Consider the following 24,250-nt stretch of genomic DNA (forward strand, 5'->3'; position numbering starts at 1 on the left):
TTGGGCAAAAAAAAAGAGCCGGAAAAAATTCCCGACTCTGATTCTAAATTAAATTATTGGTTATCTCCAACCGCCTCCAAGATCTTTATATACATTAACAACGGCATTCAATTGGTCTTTTTTAGTTTCTATTAATTCCAATTTTGTTTCTAATGCATCACGTTGTGTCAGTAAAACTTCTAAATAATCTACTCTAGCCGACTTAAACAAGTCATTTGAAACATCAATAGATTTGTCTAAAGCAGCCACTTGTTTAGATTTTAGATCATAACTTTTTTCTAGGTTATCAATTTTCGAAAGTTGGTTTGACACTTCTAAATAAGCATTCAAAATAACACGCTCATAGTTATACATCGCCTGAATCTGTCTGGCATTAGCACTACTAAACTCGGCTTTTAAAGCATTTCTATTAATTAATGGAGCTGCTAATTCACCCGCCAAAGAGTACAATAATGAAGCAGGTGATTTAAACAAGAAAGAGGTTTTGAAGGCATTATACCCTACTCCTGCTGAAATCCCAAAAGAAGGAAAAAACTCTGCTCTCGCAACTTTCACATCTAATTTGGCTGCAGCCAACTCTAATTCGGCCTGTTTAATGTCTGGACGATTCGTTAGCAACTGTGAAGGAATCCCTGCTTGAATAGATTCAGGAACGACACTTAAAATAGCGGTTCTGTCTCTTGGAATTTCCTGAGGAAAACGACCCAGGAGAAAATTGATTTTATTCTCTGTCTCCTTGATATTTTGATTAATATCAAATTCCATACTTTGCGACTTCAGTACCTCTGCTTGAAATTTCTGTACTGCTAATTCAGTTCCTCTTGCCGCTTCTTTTTGCAATTTCACAATCTCTAACGCATTCTTTTGAAGCGCAATATTTTGTTTTACAATTAGGAGTTGGTTATCCAAGGCCTGTAATTCATAGTACGAATTAGCCACTTCAGCAACAAGGTTAGTCAGTACAAAGTTTTTACCTTCTACCGTTGCTAAATAGCGCGTAACTGCAGCTTTTTTTGCAGTATGCAGTTTATGCCAGATATCTACTTCCCAATTGGCGTAAGCCCCTATAGTAAAATCCGTCAGTGGATCTGGAAATTCTTTTCCTGGTGCAATTTCCGTAGAAGCATCCCCAGCACCCTGACTCGTGTAACGACCCACTTTTTCTACTCCTGCACCTGCTTTAAGACCTACTGTTGGTAATAAAAATCCTTTTCTAATTCGAGCTTCATTTTTAGCTATTTCAATTTCCTGCAACGTAATCTGCAACTCTTGATTGTTTTGAAGAGCGGTATCTATCAAGCTTTGTAGGTTCTTATTAGTAAAGAAATTTCTCCACTGCATACTTGCAATAGTAGTGGTATCTGTACTAGTTACAAACGCATTTGGAACAGCTACTTTAGAAGCGCTTTCTACAACTGATGGTGCCTTACAGCCAACTATAGTTATACAGATAGCTATTGCAATACTATTTTTATTTATGAACTTCATTGTTATCAATTTCTTCAGTTAATGGATTTTCTTCTTCATTTTTAACCAACTTGTATTTTTCGGCTATTCGACCAAAGATGTAATACAATCCCGGAATTACAAATACTCCGCAAATAGTACCAATAAGCATCCCGCCTGCTGCGGCCGTTCCAATAGTTCTATTTCCAATTTTACCTGGTCCACTAGCAAAAACTAATGGTAGTAAACCTGCGATAAAAGCAAATGAAGTCATCAAAATAGGGCGAAACCTTGCTTTTGCACCTTCCATTGCAGCTTCTAACACTGATTTCCCTGCGGCATGTCGCTGAATGGCAAATTCCACAATCAAAACGGCATTTTTACCCAGCAACCCGATCAACATTACCATCGCTACTTGAGCGTAGATATTGTTTTCAAGTCCAGTTAATTTTAATAAAAGAAAAGCTCCAAATATACCCGCTGGTAACGATAGAATTACAGATAAAGGCAGAATAAAACTTTCGTATTGTGCTGCTAAAACCAAATACACAAATCCTAAACAGATAAGGAATACCCAAATGGCCTGATTTCCTTGTGACACCTCATCAGCAGAAATACCGGCCCAATCAATATCATATCCTCTTGGTAATTTTGCAGCGGCAACTTCTTGAATGACTTTAATCGCAGTACCACTACTATATCCTGCAGCAGCAGAGCCACTAATCTCTGTAGAAGTGTACATATTATGTCTTGTAATCTCCGATAATCCATATACTTTTTCTAACTTCATAAAAGCAGAATAAGGTACCATTTCATCTCGGTTATTTTTAACATAGAGTTTCAAAATATCCTCTGGCAATGCACGGTATTCTGGAGATGCTTGAACGATTACTTTGTAATTAATTCCATATTTAATAAAACTAATCTCGTAATTACTTCCCACTAAAGTAGATAAGGTATTCATGGCATTCTCAATAGATATTCCTTTTTGTTGTGCTAAGTCATTATCCACTTTCATCATATACTGAGGAAAACTAGCACTATAGAAACTAAAAACATTAGATAATTCAGGACGTTTGTTTAATTCTTTTACAAAGTCATTATTAATTGCCTCCATTTTTTTGTAATCACCTGAACCCGTTTTATCTAATAAACGAAGCTCAAATCCTCCGGCAGCTCCATATCCTGGTACGGCAGGTGGTTGGAAAAACTCGATATTTGCTCCTGGAATGTCCTTAGATTTTTCTTCTAACTCTGCCATAATCTCCACAACAGAATGCTTTCTATCGTCCCAGTCCTTAAGATTAATCAAACAAGTTCCTGCATTAGATCCAGTACCTTCAGTCAAAATTTCATACCCTGCTAAGGAAGAAACCGATTTTACTCCTTCAACGCCTTCTGCAATTTTTTGCAGTTTTACTGAAATATCATTGGTTCGTTCCAATGAAGATCCCGGAGGTGTTTGAATAATGGCGTAAAACATCCCCTGATCCTCATTTGGAATAAACCCAGAAGGAACCGTACTACTAATAAACCAAGTTCCTGCACAAAATCCTACAAGTGCAATAAAAGTAATCGCTCTTCTATTTATAATTTTCCCAAGTAAATTTTGATATTTACCTTGAGTAAGGTTAAATAGGTTATTAAAACCATCTATAAATCTGTTTATAGGCGTTTTCTTTTTAGGTTTACCGTGATTGTTTTTTAACATCATCGCACAAAGTGCAGGTGTCAATGTCAAGGCTACGATTCCCGAAAGAATAATTGCTGTCGCCATCGTAATAGAAAATTGTCTATAAAACACACCTACGGGACCAGACATAAATGCAACTGGAATAAATACTGCTGCCATCAAGAAAGTAATAGCCACAATAGCTCCAGCGATCTCATGCATTGCTTTTTTAGTCGCTTTTAATGGCCCCAGATGTTCTTCTTCCATCTTAGCGTGAACGGCTTCAATAACCACAATGGCATCATCGACGACGACTCCAATAGCTAAGACCAAAGCAAACAACGTAATTAAATTAAGTGAAATATCGAATAATTGCATGAACATAAAAGTTCCCACCAGCGATACTGGCACCGCAATTGCCGGAATTATTGTAGAACGCCAATCTCCCAAGAATAGAAACACTACTAATCCTACTAAAATGAAAGCTTCGATTAAGGTATGAATTACTTTATCGATCGAGGCATCTAAGAATTTAGAAACATCATACGAAATTTCATAATCCATTCCTTTTGGAAATTTTTTCTTGATGGTTTCTAATTTGGCTTTTACATCTTCGATAACCTGATTTGCATTACTACCAAAGGATTGTTTTAATACAATTGCTGCAGATGGTTTTCCATTTAGATTCGAATAAATATCATACATCGAACTTCCAAACTCAATATTTGCAACATCTTTCAATCTTAATATTTCGCCATTAGCATTAGATCGTAATATTATATTTCCATATTGTTTTTCGTCTGTAAATCGACCTGAATATTTCAATACATATTCAAATGCTTGCGAACGTTTTCCTGAGGCTTCTCCTGTTTTACCTGGTGACGCTTCTAAACTTTGACTAGACAAAGCTTCCATTACCTCATCGGCAGAAATTTTATAAGCTAGCATACGATCGGGTTTCAACCAAATACGCATCGCATATTCACGAGTTCCTAAAATATCTCCAGATCCAACACCGTTTACCCTTTTTAATTCAGATAAAACATTGATGTCAGCATAATTGTACAAAAACTTTTGATCAGTCCCTTTGTCGGTACTAAAAAGGTTTACATACATCAACATACTTGGAACCTCACGAGTAATTTTCACACCCTCTCTCACCACTAATGGAGGTAGTTTATTAACCACCGAGGCCACACGGTTTTGAACGTTAATAGCCGCTTGGTTAGGATCAGTACCTAAATTGAATACGACTTGAATACTTGCTTCACCATCATTTCCAGCATCAGAAGTCATGTATTTCATTCCAGGAACACCATTTAACGCTCTTTCTAAAGGAATAACAACTGATTTGATCATCAATTCTCCATTAGAACCTGGATAATCTGCTGTAACATTCACCATTGGCGGCGAAATAGAAGGGAATTGGGTAATAGGTAAATTCATCACCGATAACACCCCTAAAAAGACAATTATTAGCGATATTACTATCGACAAAACGGGTCTTTGAATAAATTTATTAAACATTTTCGTAGTTTTTTATATGATTAACTTATTCCGCTTTTAATCTCAAATGTGTAATCACATCATTAGCATTGATTGCTTTATATTGAATTTTATCATTCTCTTTTACTTTTTGAACACCTTCCAATAAAACCTTATCATTAGCAGTTATACCACTTTCTATTACGTATAAATCTGGTATTTCTCCTTTAATTTTAATTTCCTGAGAGTGCACTACACTATTTTTATCTACTACAAAAACATATTTTTTGTCTTGTATTTCATAAGTCGCTTTTTGTGGAATTACTATGGCATTTTTTAGCGGAACAGTCATTAAAACTTTACCCGTTTCTCCATTTTTCAGTAATTTATCAGGATTAGGGAATCTGGATCTAAAAGCAATGTTTCCTGTTTCACTATCAAATTCACTTTCTACAACCTCTACATTACCTTTGTATTTTAAAGGAACACCATTTGCTAGTAATAGACCTACTTTGTTATCAGCACGGTTTTTAATATCCGTTTGATAGTCTAAATATTCAGGTTCCGATACATTGAAATAAGCAAACATTTGACTGTTATCTGAAAGGCTAGTTAATAAATCGCCTTCGTCAATAAGACTTCCTAATTTTTTAGGAATCCTATCAATAGTTCCTGAAAATGGTGCTCTGATCTCAGTAGCAGAAAGGTGGAATTTTGCCATCGCCATTTCGGCTCTTGCTTGTTCTAATCTTGCTTGAGCAACTGCATATTCATTTTTAGAGACTACATTTTTATCAGAAAGTGATTTTGTATTTTGCAATTCAATTTCTGCTGCCTTTACTTCGGCTTTCGATTTTTGATATTCTGCATCATACATCGTAGGCATAATTTTGAATAACAATTGACCTTCTTTAACAAACTGACCTTCGTCAACATAAATTTTTTGTAGAAACCCTTTTTCTAGCGCTCTGATTTCGATGTTTTTAACCGAACGAATTTGGGAAACATATTCTTTTGTAAAGGAAGTATCAATTCTGATAGGATTAGTAACAGTATATGTTTCTGCTACTTCTTTTTCTTCTTTTTTGGAGTTACAACTCGCTAAACTTACTAGGGCTATTAGCCCAGATAAAATGGCAATTCTCTTCATGGTAGTTAATGAATTGAGTAATTGAATGTTTTGATTAAGATTTTTTGATGGTAAAATTGGACATCAGTAGGCAGGACGCATTTAAGAAACGTCTATTGGAAAAAACGAAATGTTTTTCTCTTTTAGATAGTAGAAATCATGCCTTTATTAACTGATGAAGTCAATAATCAAATTCTTAAAACTCTTTGAATAATGTAGATTGGTTGTGAATAGCCAAAATAAGTTTGGAAGTTTTTAATGGCTATAAAGTCCTCTTTTAAAATAACAAAATGGGACAAGGTTAAATACCACTTTTTAGTTGTAGTATTTTTTAAAGGAATAAATCGATTTTGTGAATGATCTGTATCGAAGCTTTCTTCGCCTAAGTCTAAATCAGAAGCTTCTATAATTTGACTATTCGAATGAGAATTATCTATAAATTCTTGTTGACTTGTAGCTACATTTTTAGAAAAAGAGTATTCAGTGCAGCAAGAATCTGTACGTTTAACCGCGGAATGTTCTCCTCCATAAAGGAAGACCGTACTAAAGAATATAAAAAATATAATTACTCTCATTTCGAGACCAAATGTAATCAAAGATTAAAAGTGAAAATTAATTTTATGATTTTGTTAAGTAAAAATCAACGCAAACGTTTTTCTTTATAATAGTAGCAGCGACTTAATAATCATAAGAAGTTAATTAATAATAAATTAGCCCCAACAAAAGATATTTATTATAAAAATTCTGACGAAATATTTTCTCCTCATTACTAGATTTTTTGTCCATTTAAGAAACAAACATCCGGTGCAATGGTCTTTTTACTGCAAAACGCCAATATAATAATGATGTAATCTTTCTAAGAAAATCAATATATCCATTGTCTTTATCATAGTATGATACGATTGAGTTAATATTTATACTTTTAGAGTTAAATAGTGAGATAAATATTTAAGATTTTTGTAAAACAATATAATTTAAACAAATCTTATTTATTAACTAAAACCTCAATGTTATGTTACGATGGACAGTCATTTTTATAATTCTTGCAATAGTTGCTGGAGTTTTTGGGTTTGGAGGTATTGCAGCAGGAGCAGCAAGTATAGCCAAAGTATTATTTTTTATATTTATAATTCTTTTTATTCTTTCCTTAATTGGTGGTAGAAGAAAATCATAATATGTTTTCTATAGTCTCTAAATCGCTTCTTTCTAGTTCAGATTGAAGCTCAGAACGTTTCTCAAAATCTTTTAAACTATTTTGCTGAATAGGATTATCAATAGCAAGTTGTTCCACTTTTTTAAAATACGCGTTTGTATTCTCTTCAGCTTCATCAAAATGACTTAGAAAATTCTCGCTTCCGGTTACCAGAAAACCTCTCATACTAGTCTTTGCTTCCACGGCTTGTGCAGCGCCATCATTCAAATTATAAATCACTTCCTGAGTGTGATTAACTAATGAATTACTCTCTGATAAACTTCTTATACTTATAAAAGAGACTATTGAACTCACCATTAGTATCAAGATAGATATTGACGAACTAATGTATAATTTCTTTTAAAGTTTTTTTCCATGTAAATTATATAAACGTATTACTATTCTAAATACTAAAGTCTAAAGGCAATACCATAATAAAGCTTGCTCCCTCTCCTACATTACTTTTTGCCGTAATAAGACCATTGTGTTTCTCAATTATTTTTTTTGCAATCGCCAGTCCAATCCCCGTCCCTTCATAAACCTTACGATCGCTGAGACTTTGAAAAATCATAAAAATTTTATTTAGATATTGCTCGTCAAAACCAATTCCGTTATCCTTCACAGTTATCTTGCAAAATTTACCAGAATCAGATTGCTCACTATTAAAATCCCTACTTTCAATTAACTCACAACTTACTTCAATAACAGGTAGTTCTTCTTTCTTCGTGAATTTTAATGAATTGCTTATTAAATTTTGAAACACCTGCCTTAATTGGGTTGGTATTCCTTTTATCGTTGGTAAGTTGTTAACTTTGACAGTGGCTTTCTTTTCCGCTATTAAGTAATCAAAATCACCTATAACTTCATTTACTAAATTATTTAACTCCGCTTTTTCTAGGGGTACATTAGCTGACAATCGAGAATATTCTAGCAAGTCAGAAATTAAATTTTGCATCCGTTCAGCTGATTTAATTGTTCGATTTATATAATCTACTGCTTTGTCATCTTGAACTAAATATTTATCCTTGATAATGTTATTAAAAATCTGAATCTTTCTAAGAGGTTCTTTAAGATCATGAGAAACGACCCAAGAAAACTGCTGTAGTTCATGATTTCGTAATTCTAGTTCTTCATTTTTAACTACAAGCTCGTTCGTGCGCTCCTTAACTATAATTTCAAGATTCTCTTGTGCTTCCTTGCGGATTTCGATTTCCTTTGACAATAAGTCTCTAATGGATTTTAACTCATTTTGTTGTTGAAATATTTTAAGAAAGGTTTTAACTTTTAGAATCAACAAATCAGAATCAACTGGTTTTGTAATATAATCTACTCCACCTGATTCATAGCCTTTAAATATAAACTTTTTTTGTTTATTAGCTGCAGATAAAAATAATACCGGTATATCTTTAGTCCTCTTACTTCCTCCTAAGATTTCTGCTACCTCAAAACCATCCATAACAGGCATCTGAACGTCCAAGATGATCAGAGAGTAATTATTCTTCAATATTTTCTTTAAAGCCTCTTCACCAGATTCTGCCGAATCGACCTCTAAATTATGTAGCTCTAATGTTTTTTTTAGAGCTATAATATTGGCCTTTATATCGTCGACAATTAATATCATAATTTTGTATTTCTTTCCTTTTGTATTGTCAAAAATACCACCTAAAAACAACTTTAAAATCGAGTGAATTCCGACTCCTTTTTAAGTCAAAATACAAGCAAATAAAAATCTTTAAATCAAGTGAAAAAAATCAGCTCCGAAGAATGCTTTTATGTGAAATTGACAATCCAAAAATTAACTCACTAAAAATGTATTTTTTAATGTTTCAAAATTAAAAAAAAGAAGTGGTTATTCTTTCTAAAAACGGAATAAATATCACGCTTTTTAGTAAAAATTATCAAAAAAAGCATACACTGAAAATCTGATGTGATAATGTTATAACTTTATTATAAAATTGTATAATCGTTTTAAAAAAAAACCTCCAAACAGACTGTAAATATAAGAGTTAGCCTATTTTTAAGCAATCACTGCCTGTTTTTAAAAAATATAATTTTAACGGATTTAAAAACGAAAATAAAGAAATAATTCCAATCTATTGGGTAAAAAAAAAGCTAAAATTTAAAGGTTATTTTTAGCTCCATTTTTGATTGATTTCTAGTTCATTTTTAGCCAAAAAAACTACTTAAAATTTAATCACTAATGGTAGATTTAGAAATCTAAATTTGTTATTTTAAAACGCTAAATTTTTGGCTCTAAAATCGATTTTTTTCAACCCAATTTAATAAATTTTAAAATGAGATATAATCTTACTATTAACCTTTTAAAAATGAACAATGAGAATACTTCTATTTTTAATTAAAGAAGTGCAACCCACAACCCTTGCTGGCAAAACTTTGTAACACACTGCAAAGAGTAAACTCAAGAAATCACCCTTCCGTCCTCCATTGTAATTATCCTATCTGTTTTACTAGCAAAGTCAGTATCATGTGTAACAATCAATATAGTCTGATTAAACTCTTGTGTCAATGTTTTAAAAATGTCAAAAACAACATCTCCGTTTTTCTTGTCTAAATTTCCTGTAGGCTCATCCCCCATAATAATTAAAGGATCATTTATAAGAGCTCGCGCTATGGCGACACGTTGCTTCTCACCACCACTCAATTGATTCGTCTTTTTTGTGGCATGTTTTTCTATACCTAAAGTTTTTAAATGCCCCATCGCACGATGCTCTAATTCCTCTTTAGAGTATTTTCCTAATTTAAGCCCTGGAAGCATCACATTGCCTAACACATCATATTCTGACAATAAATAATGAAATTGAAAAACAAAGCCTATTTTCTCATTTCGGATTCGTGCTAAATTTACATCTGGCTGACCCGTAACCAGCTCATTATGGATTAATAGCTTCCCTTCATAATCCGTATCCATCGTTGAAAGTAAATACAACAAAGTTGATTTTCCTGAACCAGATCTTCCCACTATAGAAACAAACTCTCCATGATTGATGCTTAAATTGACATCCTTAATCACCTGAAACTTTGCAGGATTATAAAAATACTTGGTTAAACCAATAGTTTCTATGACTTTCTTATTTTCCATACCTATTTCCCTCTAATAATTTCTACAGGATCCACCCTACTTGCTTTTAAAGCTGGAAACAAACCTGAAATAATTGTCGTAAAAAGCGCAAATGTTATCCCTATACTATAGTACACTATATTATAATCAATTGGATACGTTTTAACGGTTGGCAAAGAAGTCGTTTCAAAAGGGATAATGTCAATTATACTAGAAAAAATATAACCAAAAATTAAACCAAAAATGCCTCCCGCAACCCCTATTATTATTGATAATGATACAAAAATCCATTTTACATCGCTACCTGAAAAACCAGTGGCTTTAAGAATGGCAATACTGTCCATTTTTTCATAAATCATCATATTCAATATGTTGTAAATTCCAAAACCGGCAACAATCAGCAAAACGATTCCCACCGAATAAGAAATAATGCTTCGTACTGTACTTCCCGTTTCAAACTGTGCATTAGCTGTTTGATAATCCATAGCATCCAAATTGAAAGCTGTATGAAACTCTTTAGCCAGCCCAACAGCCGTTTCTTTATTATAAAGATTAATCTGGATATCGGTAATATAGCTTTTTGGCTGACCTAATATTTTTTGGGCTGTAGCCAATGAAGTATAACTCATCACATTGTCAATTTCGGCAATTCCTATTTCAGAAATCCCTACTATTTTTAAGGAAGCGAGATTACCGCTAGAAGTTGATATTTTTATAATATCCCCTTTCACAAGTAACATCTTGTCAGACAGTCCCTTTCCGATAATAATGCTGTTGTTCTGACTTAGATCTGCCACCTTTCCTTCTCTTATATAATCGCTAATCTTAAAAAGCTTATCCTCAGCAATCATATCGATTCCATTTACAAAACCTGCGATTTCAATCGTTCCTGAATTGAACAAAACAGAGGCGGTCACTTTTGGCGCTACATCGATAATGCGTTTGTCTTGCTTTAAGCTTTTAATAATCGACATGCTGTTGTATATAGATTTCCCTCTGTCTTTTGGTTTGATGGAGCGAATAAAATTTGTACTTCCCTTATAATCCTCGGATAACGATAAAGGTTGATTATCTGAAGGTTTTACTTCATTATACAAAAGGATATGTGGGGTTCTGTTGAGCATTAAACCGTCTAGCATTTCATTCAATCCGCTCATAAAGCTGACTAAAGCGATGAACATAGCAATCCCAAAGGTGACTCCCACGGCAGCAACTATAGTTTGTTTAAGTCTAGCTCTAAGCAAATGAAAAGCAATATTTAAAATCAGTTTATAATTCACTATTTTGGCATATAAATGGTTTCATCCTTATTCAATCCTTCTAAAATTTCCACTTTTTGATAATCACTCAAACCTATTTTCACTTTCCTTTTCTCACCATTCTTCAAGACAACATATTCATTGTCTACCAGATAATTTCTAGGAATTGTAATCGTATTTTCTTTTGTTTGAATAAGTATATTTGCTTCGGCCGTTAGATTGGGATACAATTTTTCTGGTGCTTTAACAAAGTGTGCTTCAATTTTAAATGTACGGGAACGGGCATCCATAATGGGATATATTTTATCAACGATCGCTTCAAAAACTTCTCCCTTATAACTGTCCATCGTAACTACAGCTTTCTGGCCCAGAACTACACGAACCATATCATTCTCATCTACTTCGAGTTCCAATACAAATAAATTTGACTTTCCGATTATCGCAAGTGGAGTCTGAGTAGTTACTAAGGTTCCTTCATCAACTAAAACATTATACAATTGTCCAGCCATAGCACTTTTAATACTAAAATCACTTTGGGCATTTTGACTGTATTTAAGATTGATGTTGTTGCGATCTTGGTCATTCTTCAATTGTGCTCTGAGTTGTGCCAATTGCTTTTTTACCGACTCATAATTAAGCTTTGAACTTTTATAAGCTAATTCAAATCTTTCAAAATCAACTTCTGAGATTCCTTCAAGAGATCTGATTTTGTTATTTCTATTATAAATGGATTCATCGAGATTCAGCTTATCCTTTGCAGATTGTACTTTTAACTCCATCTCTGCAATCTTATCCTTGATGTAAAGACTATTTCCTTGACTTAGCTGGTACGCTAGTCTAGCATTTTGAGTGTTTAATTCTGCTTTTTCGCTTTCGAGTTCAAAAAGCAATTGACCTTGGCTTATGTTCTGTCCCGCAATAACTTTTATTTTTTGTAAAATACCATTTACAGTGGAGTAAACGGTGTACTGATCATCTGCTTGTATGATTCCTGATGCATATACACTTTCGGTTATGGTACCAACAGTTGGTTTTATTCCTTCGTTTTTTTTCGAACAGGACAAAACTAAAAACAGAACAGTTAATATAGTATAGTTTGCAAATTTCATTTCAATCGATTTATAAAAACAAGTGACAAATAAACACTTAAATTTACCGTTTTTTAATCACAATTAATCTATTAAAAAGGTTTTATAATAGAAAAAATTAACTGTTTTATTCAAACAATACAAAAGAAGAAATAACTACAATTGTTTTTCTAACTTATAGTCTTCCATTAAATAACCATGATCCAATTCTATATCTTCTTCTCCAACAACTTCAAAGCCTAATTTTTGATAGAACGTCAATGCTTTATTAAATCGGTTTACATTCAAGGAAAGGATTTTAGAATGATTCTCTTTCGCATAGGCTACGACAGCATCAACTAACAACCTTCCTGCTCCTTTACCTTGGGCTTCAGGAACCAAATATATTTTATGCAAACGTGTTACCTTATCATCTAAATAATCATGCTGAAACGAAGCAAAACCAAGACAAACAGCTCCATCATAAGCTAAAATAAAATGATGTCCGTTATTAGCTACATTATCCCTTAATACCTCTTCAGAATAAAAAGCTTTTAACATATAATCCAGTTGCGCTGCGGAAAGAATTTCCCCATATACGTCCGGCCATGTTTTATAGGCGATTTCGCGAATTATTTTAAAATCCTTAGAAGTAGCTTCAGATATAGTTATCATAAAATTAGTATTAGAAATTCAATAAAGATAAAACAACCTAATTTAAAATGGCGCTAATTAAGTATAAGAAATGTGCTATAGTCCCCCTATTATTACATCAATACAGAAACTAGACAACATTTTTTGGAATATAAATAGAAAATCGAGTACCAATTCCCGGATCTGAATTCACCTTTATAAAGCCGTCATGGTTCTCGACTATTCTTTTACAAATTGCTAGCCCTAATCCTGTACCTGAATATTTACTATCTTTTTCTAAACGTTGAAATAAAACAAATATCTTCTCGGCATATTCTTGTTTAAAGCCTATCCCATTATCAGCCACAATAATTTTATAGTAATTCTCATCACTGATAATTTCACCTTCATGAACATCATTAACGCCAATATCATCCAGAAAAATAGCTATTTGGGGAACAGTATTTTCTTTACTGTACTTTAGAGAGTTTGAAATCAAATTAACGAAAAGCTGCTCAATTTGAAACGGAATTACTTTAATTACGGGTAATGCTTCTAAATTTATTATTGCTTTTTTATCTTCTATATTTAGTGATAAATCATCGATAACCTGACGCAATACAGTGTTAAGGTCTGTTTCTACAAACACTTTATCTCCTTTTATTGTTCGGGAATAATTAACTAAATCAATAAGAAGCGCTTGCATTTTATTTGCAGAAGTACGTATTTTAGAAAAATACACTTTTCCTTGTTCTGTTATTAATTCCATTTCTTTAGCCTCAATTCTTGAGATGAACATTTGGATTTTATGAAGCGGCTCCTGCAAATCATGACTTACAATATTATTGAAAGATTCTAACTCTTCATTAATACTCTTTAACTCTTTATTATTCTCTTCGAGTTCTATTGTTTTCTTATACTGATTACTAATATCATAATTTACACCTGTTTTAACCAGTTGTCCTTTACTGTTTCTGGTAAATGTACCCACAGACATGATATAACGATAATCACCATTGGGCAATACATATCGAAACATCATTGAGGTCGCTTCCTGCGTCAATAGTGATTTTTTATGCACATCCATGACATAATCTAAATCATCAGGATGAATATATTTTACAATATTTTCTAAATTAGGTTTAAAAGAATTAGGCTCTGCTCCTAAAAGACGAAAAAAATTATCTGAAAAAGTATAAGCACGTGTTTCTAAATTCAACTTCCAATGACCAAAGCCTGCTATCTTTTCGGCATAATTGAAAGAACGGTTAACAAATTTAAGTTCATCATTTGTCTTTTTCAATTCATCAATATCAACATTCATTTTATTAAACGATAATAATAAAATCAAGAGACTCAAAATAACCAATAAAAATGCACTTATAATGGAGTCTTGTAATTCAAATTGATGATTTTCGTTATGAATTTTTAACTTATCTCCTTCTGCATTGATTGTTTTATAAACAAAGGTTTTCATTTTTTCTGTAAACTCGCTACTTTCGTGGAGTTTTGCATTTAATAAGGCACTGTCGTTATTTGGGCTTTTCGCTAAAAGCATTGTTTCCCTAAACAAAGCAAATCGATAATCGATCATTCGTTTAAGTTTATCTACATCCTTACTTCTTGCAGGATTATTAGATACTAATTTTTTTATGCGAGTAAAATTACGATCGATTTCTCCTCTCCTCAAAAAACGATGCTCTAAGTAAGAATCATCCTTAGTAATGATATAACTACGTAAATTAGTTTCGTAAATGCTGATGATTGAAAGTACTCTTTCTAATTCTAGCTGGGTTTCTGTAGAGTTAGTTATTAAGTTAACTGAAGATTCTAAACTTTGCATCTGTGTATAAAAAACAGATGCAATGTATCCTACTACAACAATTGCTATTACTAAAGCAATCTTAAATACTTGAGAGTTCTTAAATAAGTTTACTAACTTCATTAAAAAGAGGAATTTTAAATACTGAAGAAAAAAGTTTCTTTATTTAACCCTGAGGAATGAAATTGCCAGTTAATGTTTAATACTTCTTTTATTACTTTTTTTAGCTTATTGAAATCATTTGGCTTTTTTATGTAAATATTTGCTCCTTCAACAAACGTTTCTTCAATATCTTTTTCAGAAGACGAAGTGGAATATATGGCAATCGAAACGTCCTTAAATCTGCTATCAGATCTAATTTCTTTTAAACATTCAAATCCAGATTTATAAGGCATATTTAAATCTAGAAACAATATATGTGGCATAATAATATCAGGACACGCCAAGTATTCCATCAAATCTTTACCATCATTAAACAATGTTAACTTATTATTCATTTTAAGTTCCATCATCGCATCACTAAAGAAAGCACGGTCATCTTCATCATCATCTGCAATCAAAATATGTATTGAATCCTTGTGTGTAATCATAATTATAATCGTTTATTTTTATTAATTTGATAGGCTTCGCCTTTTATCTACAATTCTCTTGAATGCAGACGGAGTCAGTCCTGTCACCTTTTTAAATTGACTTGATAAATAGGCTACACTGCTGTAACTTAATTTATACGAAACTTCTGTTAATGTCAATTCATCTTCAATAATTAATTTTTTGGCTCTTTCTATTTTCTGAATAATAATGAAATTCTCAATAGAAGTATACGTATATTCTGAAAAAGTATTCGTTATATAACCATAACTAAAATTTAATTTTTCAGACAAATATTGCGAAGTTGTAACTGATGGTAATTTATCTTTTTCATAAACCATCTCAACAATCGCATCTTTTATTTTTTGAATTAATTGACTTTTTTCATTACTAACAATAAATATAGAATACCTATTAAGTGTATCTTGAAGCTCAGCTAAACTATCTTTCGAAACGCTATTACTAATTTCAATTTCACCTAACTCTAAAAGTTTATAACTAATTCCTAATCTCTCTAATTGTTCCTGTAAGATTACCTTACAAGCTACAATGCCATCATATTTTATATAGAGTCTCATCCTAACCTTAAGTTGTTGTTAATACAAAGATTTTATAAATATATACCAAAATTAGTAATCCAAAGAAAAAAAACAAGGATTAAACAAAAAATAAATAGCAGTATGATTTTCTACTTTTGTAAACATCTGATTTTTAATTCTATTAAAATTACCATCAAAATTATTTTTACATCTTTAAAAAAAGAGCTTTCCTTTATCCATGTATAGTTTCATTTTTACCATAGTTTTCAATAACTGAAGCTTCAAAATCAATCCATTCTCTCCAGCGCTTCTCCACATCGATTCCCGTTCCATATTTTCTGGCATATGTAATGAATGTAGTATAATGCCCTGCTTCACTTTCCATTAAACCTCTATAAAAAACAGCTAATTCTTCATCCTGAATGTTTTCTGACAGGACTTTAAAACGCTCACAACTTCTGGCTTCTATCATTGCCGAAAAAAGCAATCGTTCTACCAAGCTGGAAACTCTACTTCCATTCCCATTCTTTTTCATATACAAATACAACTCATTTACATAGTGGTCTTTGCGCTCGCGTCCTAACTTCAACCCCCGTTTAATGATAATATTGTGCACTTGCTCAAAATGATCAATTTCTTCTTTGGCCAAAGCCAAAAGATCCTGTACTAAATCCTGATGCTCTGAATTATTGGTAATTATAGTAATCGCATTTGTAGCCGCTTTCTGTTCGCACCAAGCATGATCAGTCAAAATTTCCTCGATATTTTTCTCTACAATATTAACCCATCTAGGATCTGTAGGCAATTGCAATCTTAATACACCCATTTTTTTTGTTTAAAGTTTATAAAAGTTTAAAGTCAAAAAAAAAGTTTAAAGTTCAAAACATGTGATACCATTCCGTAAACACAAACCTTTAAACTTTAAACCTGAAACTTTAAACAAAAGTTTTTAAAAAACGAAAATAGCTCTTTCGCTCATCATTTCGTTAACTTCATTAGCCACTTGTTCAATGATATCTTCATTGGTGTGATTCATCAATACTCTATCAATCAATTCAACGATTGTTTCCATATCTTCTTCAACTAATCCACGAGTGGTTATAGCTGGAGTTCCAACACGAATACCAGAAGTTACAAATGGTGATTTGTCATCAAATGGAACCATATTTTTATTAACCGTGATTTCTGCTTTCACTAAAGCATTTTCAGCTTCTTTTCCAGAAATTCCTTTGTTTCTTAAGTCAATCAACATCATGTGGTTGTCTGTACCTCCAGAAATTATATTGTATCCTCTTTTCACAAAAGCATCTGCCATTGCATTGGCATTTTTTTGCAATTGTAAAGCATAAGTAAAGAACTCATCTTTCAATGCTTCACCAAAAGCAATTGCTTTTGCAGCAATGATATGCATTAAAGGCCCTCCTTGATTTCCAGGAAAAACAGCTAAGTCTAGTAATGATGACATCATTCTGATATCTCCTTTTGGAGTTGTTAAACCAAATGGATTAGGAAAATCTTTACCCATCATAATCAAACCTCCACGAGGTCCACGTAATGTTTTGTGTGTCGTTGTTGAAACGATATGACAATGAGGAATTGGGTCATTAAGCAATCCTTTAGCAATCAATCCTGCGGGATGTGAAATATCAGCAAATAAAATAGCACCAACACTGTCAGCAATTACTCTAAAACGCTCAAAATCCATATCACGAGAATAAGCCGAAGCTCCAGCGATGATCAATTTTGGTTGCTCTTTAGTTGCTATTTCTTGAATTTTATCATAATCTAAACGTCCTGTTTCTGGATCAACACCATAGAAAACTGGGCTGTACAAACGTCCGGAAAAATTCACCGGAGAACCGTGTGTTAAATGTCCTCCATGAGACAAATCAAAACCAAGAATCTTGTCTCCAGGTTTCAAGCAAGCAAAGAAAACTGCTGTATTAGCTTGTGAACCAGAATGTGGTTGTACATTAGCATATTCAGCACCAAACAATTCTTTAGCTCTATCAATAGCAATTTGCTCCACAACATCCACTACTTCGCAACCTCCGTAGTATCTTTTTCCTGGATATCCTTCTGCATATTTATTAGTCAAAACAGAACCGGCTGCTTCCATTACTTCATCGCTTACAAAATTCTCTGAAGCAATTAATTCTAATCCGTGTATTTGTCTTTCTTGTTCTTCTAGAATAAGGTCAAAAATTTGTTTGTCGCGTTGCATTTCTTTGTTTTTAGTTAATTTGTAGCAAAAATACAAAAAAACGTTTGTGAAACTGTCAGATTATAATATATTTGAAGTATAATTTTCAACAAAACAATTAACATATTATGCCAATAATAGCAAACGATACAAACAGAAAATCATGGTTAGAAGTACCAGAGAATAGTGACTTCCCAATTCAAAACATTCCTTTCGGTGTTTTCTTAACTAAAGAAAATGTGGTAACCGTAGGAACTCGAATCGGTAATTCTGCTATCGATTTAGGGGCTTTGCAGCAAATGAATTACTTTGCAGGTATTGAATTGACTGATGATATGTTCATGCAAGACACCCTCAATGACTTTATCTCCGATGGGCAAAAAACATGGAGATTAGTCAGAAACCGAATTGCCGAAATTTTTGACAAGAACAATTCAAAATTAAGAGATAATGTAAAGCATCGCGACATTGTTATTTTCGAAGTAGACGATGTAGAAATGCAGTTACCGGTATTAATAGGTGACTATACAGACTTTTATTCTAGTAAAGAGCATGCTACAAATGTAGGAAAAATGTTCAGAGACCCAGAAAACGCTTTATTACCTAACTGGCTTCACATCCCAGTAGGATATCATGGAAGAAGTTCTACCATCATACCTTCAGGAATTCCAGTTCACAGACCAATAGGCCAAACACTACCGGCTGGTGAAACTACTCCTGTTTTTGGACCATCTCGTTTAATTGATTTTGAACTTGAAACCGCATTCATCACTACTGATGCTAACGTAATGGGAGAAATGATTCCTATCAACGAGGCTGAGGATTATATTTTCGGAATGGTTTTGTTAAATGACTGGAGCGCACGAGACATTCAGAAGTGGGAATATGTGCCTCTTGGACCCTTCTTGGCTAAAAACTTTGCTTCATCAATTTCGCCTTGGATAGTAACAATGGATGCCTTAGAGCCTTTTAGAGTTCTTAGTCCAAAACAAGATCCAAGTCCACTACCCTATTTACAACAAAAAGGAAAGCATTCATTTGACATCCATTTAGAAGTAGCGATACAACCAGAAAACGCTGAACCTACGGTTATAAGCAATTCTAATTTCAAACATATGTATTGGACTATGAGTCAACAATTAACACACCATACCTCAAACGGTTGTCGTGTAAATTCTGGAGACATGATGGGGTCAGGAACAATTTCAGGACCTACGCCAAATAGTTATGGGTCTATGCTTGAATTGACTTGGGGAGGAAAAAACCCAATAAAAATGAACGACGGTACAGAGCGTAAATTCATCAATGATAACGATACGGTAATCATGAAAGGTTTTTGCGAAAATAGCCAAGTTAGAATAGGTTTTGGAGAAGTTTCTTCTAAACTATTACCTCCTTTTGTAAGAAAGTAATTTTCTAATAATAAGCATAAAAAAGTCCCATTTGCAGATGCAAATGGGACTTTTTGTATTTATGTTGATAAGAGAGATTGACGTAATGCAAATAGAAAAACTTCTAACCTCTTTCTTCTAAATTCTAACCTTATTTATTTCCTTTTTCAAAATCAGCTACAAATTGAGCTAAACCGATATCCGTTAATGGGTGTTTCAACAATCCGTAAATCGCAGAAAGTGGTCCTGTCATTACATCAGCACCTATTTTAGCACAGTTTACAATATGCATTGTATGACGTACTGAAGCAGCAAGAATTTGAGTTTCATAACCATAGTTATCATAAATCAATCTAATTTCTTCAATTAATGCTAATCCGTCAGTAGAAATATCATCTAAACGACCGATGAATGGTGAAACATAAGTAGCACCTGCTTTAGCCGCTAATAAAGCCTGACCTGCAGAGAATACTAAAGTTACATTTGTTTTAACACCTTTATCAGAAAAGTATTTAGCAGCCATAACACCTTCTTTGGTCATTGGGAGTTTTACAACAATTTGCTCATGTAAATCAGCTAATTCTTCACCTTCTTTAATCATTCCATCATAATCAAGCGCATTTACTTCAGCACTTACATCACCATCAACAAGATTACAAATGTCAACATAATGCTTCAAAATGCTGTTTTTTCCAGTAATCCCCTCCTTAGCCATCAAAGATGGGTTTGTAGTAACTCCGTCCAAAACTCCTAATGCTTGTGCTTCCTTAATTTGAGCTAAATTAGCCGTGTCAATAAAAAATTTCATAATATCTGTTTATTTAATTGTGTGTTTGTATTTTGGGCGTGACCACAAGGGTCAGGCTATACGCTACAAGTCCTCGCATAATTTCGCTATCGCTACACTATGCTGTGGGCTTTTCGCTGCTATCCTTCACGCAAATCCGACGTAAAATTACAATTTAAAATTACTTAACTAAATTGTTTTTATTCAATTCTTTCAATTCATCCCTTATTTCTTCGAGAACATTAAGCATATCCTCTTTATAAAGTTCGTTATTATTCATTTTAGCACTAATAGACTTCAAAACTCCCCGAATGATAAACCAAAAAATGATAACAAGTAACACCATTAATATTTGAGGCAGCAATTCTTTTATACTTTCCATAACTATAATTTATAATGGTTCATTAGCATTTTTTCATATACTTTATCTGGAAGAACTCTTTTCAATACAATAGAAAACTTCTGCATAAAAGCACCTACTTTATAATGAACATTGGGTTCTTTAGTCTGAATAATTTTATACACCGCTTCGGCCATTTCATTAGGATTACTTCCACCGTCTACATGTTCATCCATTGTACGCAACGATTCGCCATAAGAAACCTCATAAGCAGACCCTTTTATAACCGGTGCATGATAACGACCCGAAGCAATATTAGTAGCAAAATCGCCAGGCGCCACATTAGCAATATGAATCCCAAAAGATTTTACTTCCATACGCAACGCTTCTGTAATCAATTCTAAGGCTCCTTTTGAAGCAGAATACATAGAGCGATACGGCAATCCCATATAACCGGCTATCGAAGTAATATTAATGATTAATCCTGATTTTTGTTCCCGCATTTGTGGTAATACCGATTTAATTACTTCAATTGGGCCAAAGAAATTAGTGTCAAAATGATTTTTCATTTCAACCGTTGGAATCTCTTCCAAAGGTCCTGTAATACCAACACCTGCATTATTGATTACAATATCTAACCGTCCCGAGCTTGCAATTACTTTGGCTACAGCCGCTTGAATCGAAGCAGCATCGCGAACATCAAGTGCCACAAGAGGAAAAACCGAATTCAAAATGCGTTCTGGGTTCCTACTCGTTCCATAAACAACAAATCCTTTTTGATGTAGAAACTCCCCAATAGATTTCCCTATTCCCGAGGAACCTCCCGTAATTAAAACCACTTTGCTCATATTGACTTTTGTTTAGCTGCATTTTAGAATAGACCAAAAATAAAAAAATCCTCCATAAGGAAGACTACTATTATTTATATTTTGAAAACATTTCAAAATTGGCACAAAAAAATCTGAAACAAGTTCAGATTATAAAAAAATGGCAAGCGACCTACATCGCACCGCTCAACCACGTACCCTTGCTATGTTCCCATCCTGGGGGAGTCTGCAGGAGCTGGTCGTGTAGGACTTGCCGGTGCAAATATACAATCTTTTTATATTTTTGCAAGCGCTTTGCTCGCTAAAAATAACATTGTATATTGGTGTATTCAAAATTCATACTATGAAAAATTATAACTTACTATCAATCATTTTATTAGCAATGACACTTTCTAATTGTGGAGATACAAAAAAAGAAGAAAACACTATATTTAATTTCGATACATCAAAATTTTCGGCTAAATACATGCCTGAAGAGGCACTAACTTTAGAAATTCTGAACCCAGAATCGAAAACTGTGGACAGTACTATATATTATGTAAACGATGCTAAAATTGCAACTACAAAAGGATTAGAGAAATTAACGTTCGGGTTAAAAGATCAAAAATTGGGCTACCAAAAACTAAAAGCATTAGTTTACTATGAAGGTAAAAATTCAGAAGCGACTGCCAGAGTAGAGTTAGTATCAAGTGTACAACCCAAATTATTGAAGTATAAAATTGTAAATACCCATCCACACGATACGCTTTCTTTTACAGAAGGTTTAGAGTTTTACAAAGACACACTATATGAAAGCACGGGACAAAAAGGCGCTTCTTATTTTAGAAAATATGATTACAAAACAGGGAAAGTATACAAACAAGTTGATCTTGAAGATAAATATTTCGGCGAAGGAATTACATTCTTAAACGACAAGTTATACCAATTAACATACCAAGAAAAAACAGGTTTTATCTATAATGCCAAGACCTTAAAATTAGAAAAGACATTTGCTTTTACTAAAGATATTGAAGGATGGGGGATGACTAATGATGGAAAAAACATTTACCAATCAGATGGAACAGAGAAAATTTGGACGACAAATCCAAAAGACCTAAAAATGCTAGATTACATTAATGTCTATTCGGGTAAAACCAAAATCAAATCAATCAATGAATTAGAGTATATTAACGGTAAATTCTATGTAAATGTTTGGCAAAAAGACGCCATTGCAGTGGTAAACCCAGTAAGTGGTGCTGTTGAAGGAATCATTGACCTATCTGGTTTAAGAAAAATGGTAAAAAACACCACAGCCGAAGTTTTAAACGGAATTGCCTACAACCCGAAAACCAAAACTATTTTTGTTACTGGAAAAAACTGGGATAAAATGTTTGAAATTACCGTTTCTGAATAACAAAAAAGACAACAATGACTACATTATTTATAAATATAAAGGAATTACTTCAAGTTCGCGATATTGCAGTTACCAAAATAGCTGGTGCTGCAATGGCTATCCTTCCTACCATCAAAAATGCATACTTACTTATAGATGACAATTTGATTGCTGATTTTGGTTCAATGGATAATGTACCACATACCAAAGCAGATCAAACTATTGATGCTACAGGAAAAATGATATTACCCTCATGGTGTGACAGCCATACTCACATTGTTTATGCTGGCAATCGCGAGCAGGAGTTCGTAGACCGCATCAATGGCCTCACCTATGGAGAAATAGCCAATCGGGGTGGCGGAATCTTAAATTCAGCTCAAAAGCTAAATGAAGCAACCGAAGAAGAAATATACGATCAGTCTAAAGAACGACTGGAAGAGGTTATGCGTTTAGGAACTGGAGCGGTCGAAATTAAATCTGGTTATGGGCTAACCATAGACGGGGAATTAAAAATGCTTCGGGTTATCAAACAACTGGCGCAAAACTACCCCATAGCTATAAAAGCTACGTTCCTAGGAGCTCACGCGATTCCATTAGCCTATAAAGAAGATAGAAAAGGATACATTGATATTTTAATCAACAACATGCTTCCTGAAATCTCAAAAAACAATCTTGCCCAGTTTATAGATGTATTTTGTGAAACTGGTTATTTTACTGTTGAAGAAACGGAAGAAATTATGAATGCTGGAATACACTTTGGCCTAAAGCCAAAAATCCATGTAAACCAGTTCAATTCAATTGGTGGAATTCAAGCAGGGATAAAATACAATGCACTCTCTGTGGATCATCTTGAAGTAATGACAGCAGAAGATATCGAAGCTTTAAAAAACACAGAAACAATGCCAGTAGCCTTACCTTCTTGCTCCTATTTCTTGAGTATTCCTTACACTCCTGCCCGCGCAATGATTGCAGCCGGTCTTCCTCTAGCAATTGCTACAGATTACAACCCTGGCTCCACTCCATCGGGTAATATGAATTTTGTTGTGGCAACTGCCTGTATTAAAATGAGAATGACTCCTGAGGAAGCCATAAATGCCGCCACTATCAATGGTGCGTATGCAATGGGAATTTCAGATACCCATGGAAGTATAACTATAGGCAAAAGAGCTAATTTTATTATCACAAAGCCTATTCCATCCTACTATCAATTGCCGTATGCTTTTGGCAGTAATTTAATAGACACCGTATTTCTTGAAGGAAAAATTATTACATAAAAAAAGAGGAGCAAAATAGAGGGCACTGAAAAACATCGCATATTTTGATTAGCGTCGTTTTTTAGTCAAGCTGGATTCAAGTTACTAATGCAACTTTTTGGTTAAACATATAATTTGGTGTTTCAAAATTAAATCTTTTTCTCGG

At 33.4% G+C, this 24,250-nt stretch carries 22 protein-coding genes and 1 other RNA gene; 4 read left to right on the forward strand and 19 right to left on the reverse strand.

The genetic code is table 11. The features are described 5' to 3' along the window. Positions 1-60: 60 nt before the first annotated feature. The 4 genes from QO182_RS15285 to QO182_RS15300 all read right to left on the reverse strand — a co-directional run bounded on the left by QO182_RS15285 (position 61) and on the right by QO182_RS15300 (position 6,307). Positions 61-1,488, reverse strand: a complete 1,428-nt coding sequence (locus QO182_RS15285) for a TolC family protein (protein WP_371562569.1) — start codon at positions 1,486-1,488, stop codon at positions 61-63. After that, the gene (locus QO182_RS15290; protein ID WP_371562571.1) at positions 1,472-4,645 is read right to left on the reverse strand and encodes an efflux RND transporter permease subunit; all 3,174 of its coding nucleotides are present in this window, start codon (positions 4,643-4,645) and stop codon (positions 1,472-1,474) included. The genes QO182_RS15285 and QO182_RS15290 overlap by 17 nt, the downstream gene beginning before the upstream one ends. A 25-nt stretch (positions 4,646-4,670) precedes the next feature. Further along, on the reverse strand, positions 4,671-5,753 hold the full coding sequence (locus QO182_RS15295; protein ID WP_371562573.1) for an efflux RND transporter periplasmic adaptor subunit: 1,083 nt from the start codon (positions 5,751-5,753) through the stop codon (positions 4,671-4,673). A gap of 167 nt (positions 5,754-5,920) precedes the next feature. Next, positions 5,921-6,307, reverse strand: a complete 387-nt coding sequence (locus QO182_RS15300; protein ID WP_371540298.1) for a hypothetical protein — start codon at positions 6,305-6,307, stop codon at positions 5,921-5,923. Positions 6,308-6,744: 437 nt separating this feature from the next. Here QO182_RS15300 and QO182_RS15305 point away from each other — a divergent pair, with 437 nt between their 5' ends. Next, positions 6,745-6,906 carry a DUF1328 family protein gene (locus QO182_RS15305; protein ID WP_371540295.1) on the forward strand — a complete coding sequence of 54 codons (162 nt, stop codon included), beginning with the start codon at positions 6,745-6,747 and terminating at the stop codon, positions 6,904-6,906. Here the strand turns inward: QO182_RS15305 and QO182_RS15310 are convergent. From QO182_RS15310 to glyA, 11 genes are all read right to left on the reverse strand, one after another. After that, on the reverse strand, positions 6,901-7,242 hold the full coding sequence (locus QO182_RS15310) for a CHASE3 domain-containing protein (protein WP_371562576.1): 342 nt from the start codon (positions 7,240-7,242) through the stop codon (positions 6,901-6,903). The genes QO182_RS15305 and QO182_RS15310 overlap by 6 nt on opposite strands. Positions 7,243-7,327: 85 nt before the next feature. Beyond that, on the reverse strand, positions 7,328-8,545 hold the full coding sequence (locus tag QO182_RS15315) for a response regulator (RefSeq protein ID WP_371562578.1): 1,218 nt from the start codon (positions 8,543-8,545) through the stop codon (positions 7,328-7,330). Between the two features lie 798 nt (positions 8,546-9,343). Further along, the gene (locus QO182_RS15320) at positions 9,344-10,024 is read right to left on the reverse strand and encodes an ABC transporter ATP-binding protein (protein WP_371540280.1); all 681 of its coding nucleotides are present in this window, start codon (positions 10,022-10,024) and stop codon (positions 9,344-9,346) included. A gap of 2 nt (positions 10,025-10,026) precedes the next feature. Continuing rightward, entirely contained in the window at positions 10,027-11,283 is a 1,257-nt protein-coding gene (locus tag QO182_RS15325) for an ABC transporter permease (protein WP_371562581.1), read from the reverse strand. Beyond that, positions 11,283-12,371, reverse strand: coding sequence for an efflux RND transporter periplasmic adaptor subunit (locus tag QO182_RS15330; protein WP_371540269.1), 1,089 nt, complete (start codon positions 12,369-12,371; stop codon positions 11,283-11,285). Before QO182_RS15330 ends, QO182_RS15325 begins: the two co-directional genes overlap by 1 nt. 135 nt (positions 12,372-12,506) lie before the next feature. Next, a complete protein-coding gene (locus QO182_RS15335; protein ID WP_371562584.1) occupies positions 12,507-13,004 on the reverse strand; it encodes an N-acetyltransferase family protein in 498 nt (165 codons plus the stop codon). A gap of 109 nt (positions 13,005-13,113) precedes the next feature. Then, the gene (locus QO182_RS15340) at positions 13,114-14,907 is read right to left on the reverse strand and encodes an ATP-binding protein (RefSeq protein WP_371562586.1); all 1,794 of its coding nucleotides are present in this window, start codon (positions 14,905-14,907) and stop codon (positions 13,114-13,116) included. Between the two features lie 14 nt (positions 14,908-14,921). Beyond that, positions 14,922-15,374 (reverse strand): response regulator, encoded by a 453-nt coding sequence (locus QO182_RS15345; RefSeq protein WP_371540253.1) that lies wholly within the window; start codon positions 15,372-15,374, stop codon positions 14,922-14,924. A 21-nt stretch (positions 15,375-15,395) separates the two neighbouring features. Next, on the reverse strand, positions 15,396-15,950 hold the full coding sequence (locus QO182_RS15350) for a helix-turn-helix domain-containing protein (RefSeq protein WP_371540249.1): 555 nt from the start codon (positions 15,948-15,950) through the stop codon (positions 15,396-15,398). Between the two features lie 193 nt (positions 15,951-16,143). Then, positions 16,144-16,737, reverse strand: coding sequence for a tRNA-(ms[2]io[6]A)-hydroxylase (locus QO182_RS15355; RefSeq protein WP_371540246.1), 594 nt, complete (start codon positions 16,735-16,737; stop codon positions 16,144-16,146). Between the two features lie 123 nt (positions 16,738-16,860). Continuing rightward, complete coding sequence (gene glyA / locus QO182_RS15360) at positions 16,861-18,135, reverse strand: serine hydroxymethyltransferase (RefSeq protein WP_371540244.1); 1,275 nt, start codon at positions 18,133-18,135, stop codon at positions 16,861-16,863. Between the two features lie 107 nt (positions 18,136-18,242). Between glyA and fahA the strand changes: the two genes are divergently transcribed. Then, on the forward strand, positions 18,243-19,526 hold the full coding sequence (gene fahA, locus QO182_RS15365) for a fumarylacetoacetase (protein ID WP_371540239.1): 1,284 nt from the start codon (positions 18,243-18,245) through the stop codon (positions 19,524-19,526). A 130-nt stretch (positions 19,527-19,656) separates the two neighbouring features. Here fahA and fsa read toward each other — a convergent pair whose 3' ends face one another. The 4 genes from fsa to ffs form a co-directional block, all read right to left on the reverse strand. Then, positions 19,657-20,313, reverse strand: coding sequence for a fructose-6-phosphate aldolase (gene fsa / locus QO182_RS15370; protein ID WP_371540235.1), 657 nt, complete (start codon positions 20,311-20,313; stop codon positions 19,657-19,659). 160 nt (positions 20,314-20,473) lie between these two features. Next, complete coding sequence (locus tag QO182_RS15375) at positions 20,474-20,674, reverse strand: hypothetical protein (protein ID WP_371540230.1); 201 nt, start codon at positions 20,672-20,674, stop codon at positions 20,474-20,476. Positions 20,675-20,676: 2 nt separating this feature from the next. After that, on the reverse strand, positions 20,677-21,480 hold the full coding sequence (locus tag QO182_RS15380; protein WP_371562589.1) for an SDR family oxidoreductase: 804 nt from the start codon (positions 21,478-21,480) through the stop codon (positions 20,677-20,679). Positions 21,481-21,617: 137 nt separating this feature from the next. Beyond that, positions 21,618-21,715: signal recognition particle sRNA small type (ffs, locus tag QO182_RS15385), an RNA gene on the reverse strand. An 87-nt stretch (positions 21,716-21,802) separates the two neighbouring features. Between ffs and QO182_RS15390 the strand changes: the two genes are divergently transcribed. Both QO182_RS15390 and hutI read left to right on the forward strand, forming a co-directional pair. Continuing rightward, on the forward strand, positions 21,803-22,852 hold the full coding sequence (locus QO182_RS15390) for a glutaminyl-peptide cyclotransferase (RefSeq protein ID WP_371562593.1): 1,050 nt from the start codon (positions 21,803-21,805) through the stop codon (positions 22,850-22,852). Between the two features lie 14 nt (positions 22,853-22,866). Then, on the forward strand, positions 22,867-24,105 hold the full coding sequence (gene hutI, locus QO182_RS15395; RefSeq protein WP_371562596.1) for an imidazolonepropionase: 1,239 nt from the start codon (positions 22,867-22,869) through the stop codon (positions 24,103-24,105). The last annotated feature ends 145 nt before the right edge of the window (positions 24,106-24,250 follow it).

Source organism: Flavobacterium sp. Arc2, from assembly GCF_041431385.1.
Classification (GTDB): Bacteria; Bacteroidota; Bacteroidia; order Flavobacteriales; family Flavobacteriaceae; genus Flavobacterium.

Excerpts from the sequence above, each read along its gene's own strand:
- QO182_RS15285 (WP_371562569.1), bottom strand. The coding sequence starts at position 1,488 with ATGAAGTTCATAAATAAAAATAGTATTGCAATAGCTATCTGTATAACT.
- QO182_RS15290 (WP_371562571.1), bottom strand. The coding sequence starts at position 4,645 with ATGTTTAATAAATTTATTCAAAGACCCGTTTTGTCGATAGTAATATCG.
- QO182_RS15295 (WP_371562573.1), bottom strand. The coding sequence starts at position 5,753 with ATGAAGAGAATTGCCATTTTATCTGGGCTAATAGCCCTAGTAAGTTTA.
- QO182_RS15300 (WP_371540298.1), bottom strand. The coding sequence starts at position 6,307 with ATGAGAGTAATTATATTTTTTATATTCTTTAGTACGGTCTTCCTTTAT.
- QO182_RS15305 (WP_371540295.1), top strand. The coding sequence starts at position 6,745 with ATGTTACGATGGACAGTCATTTTTATAATTCTTGCAATAGTTGCTGGA.
- QO182_RS15310 (WP_371562576.1), bottom strand. The coding sequence starts at position 7,242 with ATGGTGAGTTCAATAGTCTCTTTTATAAGTATAAGAAGTTTATCAGAG.
- QO182_RS15315 (WP_371562578.1), bottom strand. The coding sequence starts at position 8,545 with ATGATATTAATTGTCGACGATATAAAGGCCAATATTATAGCTCTAAAA.
- QO182_RS15320 (WP_371540280.1), bottom strand. The coding sequence starts at position 10,024 with ATGGAAAATAAGAAAGTCATAGAAACTATTGGTTTAACCAAGTATTTT.
- QO182_RS15330 (WP_371540269.1), bottom strand. The coding sequence starts at position 12,371 with ATGAAATTTGCAAACTATACTATATTAACTGTTCTGTTTTTAGTTTTG.
- QO182_RS15335 (WP_371562584.1), bottom strand. The coding sequence starts at position 13,004 with ATGATAACTATATCTGAAGCTACTTCTAAGGATTTTAAAATAATTCGC.
- QO182_RS15340 (WP_371562586.1), bottom strand. The coding sequence starts at position 14,907 with ATGAAGTTAGTAAACTTATTTAAGAACTCTCAAGTATTTAAGATTGCT.
- QO182_RS15345 (WP_371540253.1), bottom strand. The coding sequence starts at position 15,374 with ATGATTACACACAAGGATTCAATACATATTTTGATTGCAGATGATGAT.
- QO182_RS15350 (WP_371540249.1), bottom strand. The coding sequence starts at position 15,950 with ATGAGACTCTATATAAAATATGATGGCATTGTAGCTTGTAAGGTAATC.
- QO182_RS15355 (WP_371540246.1), bottom strand. The coding sequence starts at position 16,737 with ATGGGTGTATTAAGATTGCAATTGCCTACAGATCCTAGATGGGTTAAT.
- glyA (WP_371540244.1), bottom strand. The coding sequence starts at position 18,135 with ATGCAACGCGACAAACAAATTTTTGACCTTATTCTAGAAGAACAAGAA.
- fahA (WP_371540239.1), top strand. The coding sequence starts at position 18,243 with ATGCCAATAATAGCAAACGATACAAACAGAAAATCATGGTTAGAAGTA.
- fsa (WP_371540235.1), bottom strand. The coding sequence starts at position 20,313 with ATGAAATTTTTTATTGACACGGCTAATTTAGCTCAAATTAAGGAAGCA.
- QO182_RS15375 (WP_371540230.1), bottom strand. The coding sequence starts at position 20,674 with ATGGAAAGTATAAAAGAATTGCTGCCTCAAATATTAATGGTGTTACTT.
- QO182_RS15380 (WP_371562589.1), bottom strand. The coding sequence starts at position 21,480 with ATGAGCAAAGTGGTTTTAATTACGGGAGGTTCCTCGGGAATAGGGAAA.
- QO182_RS15390 (WP_371562593.1), top strand. The coding sequence starts at position 21,803 with ATGAAAAATTATAACTTACTATCAATCATTTTATTAGCAATGACACTT.
- hutI (WP_371562596.1), top strand. The coding sequence starts at position 22,867 with ATGACTACATTATTTATAAATATAAAGGAATTACTTCAAGTTCGCGAT.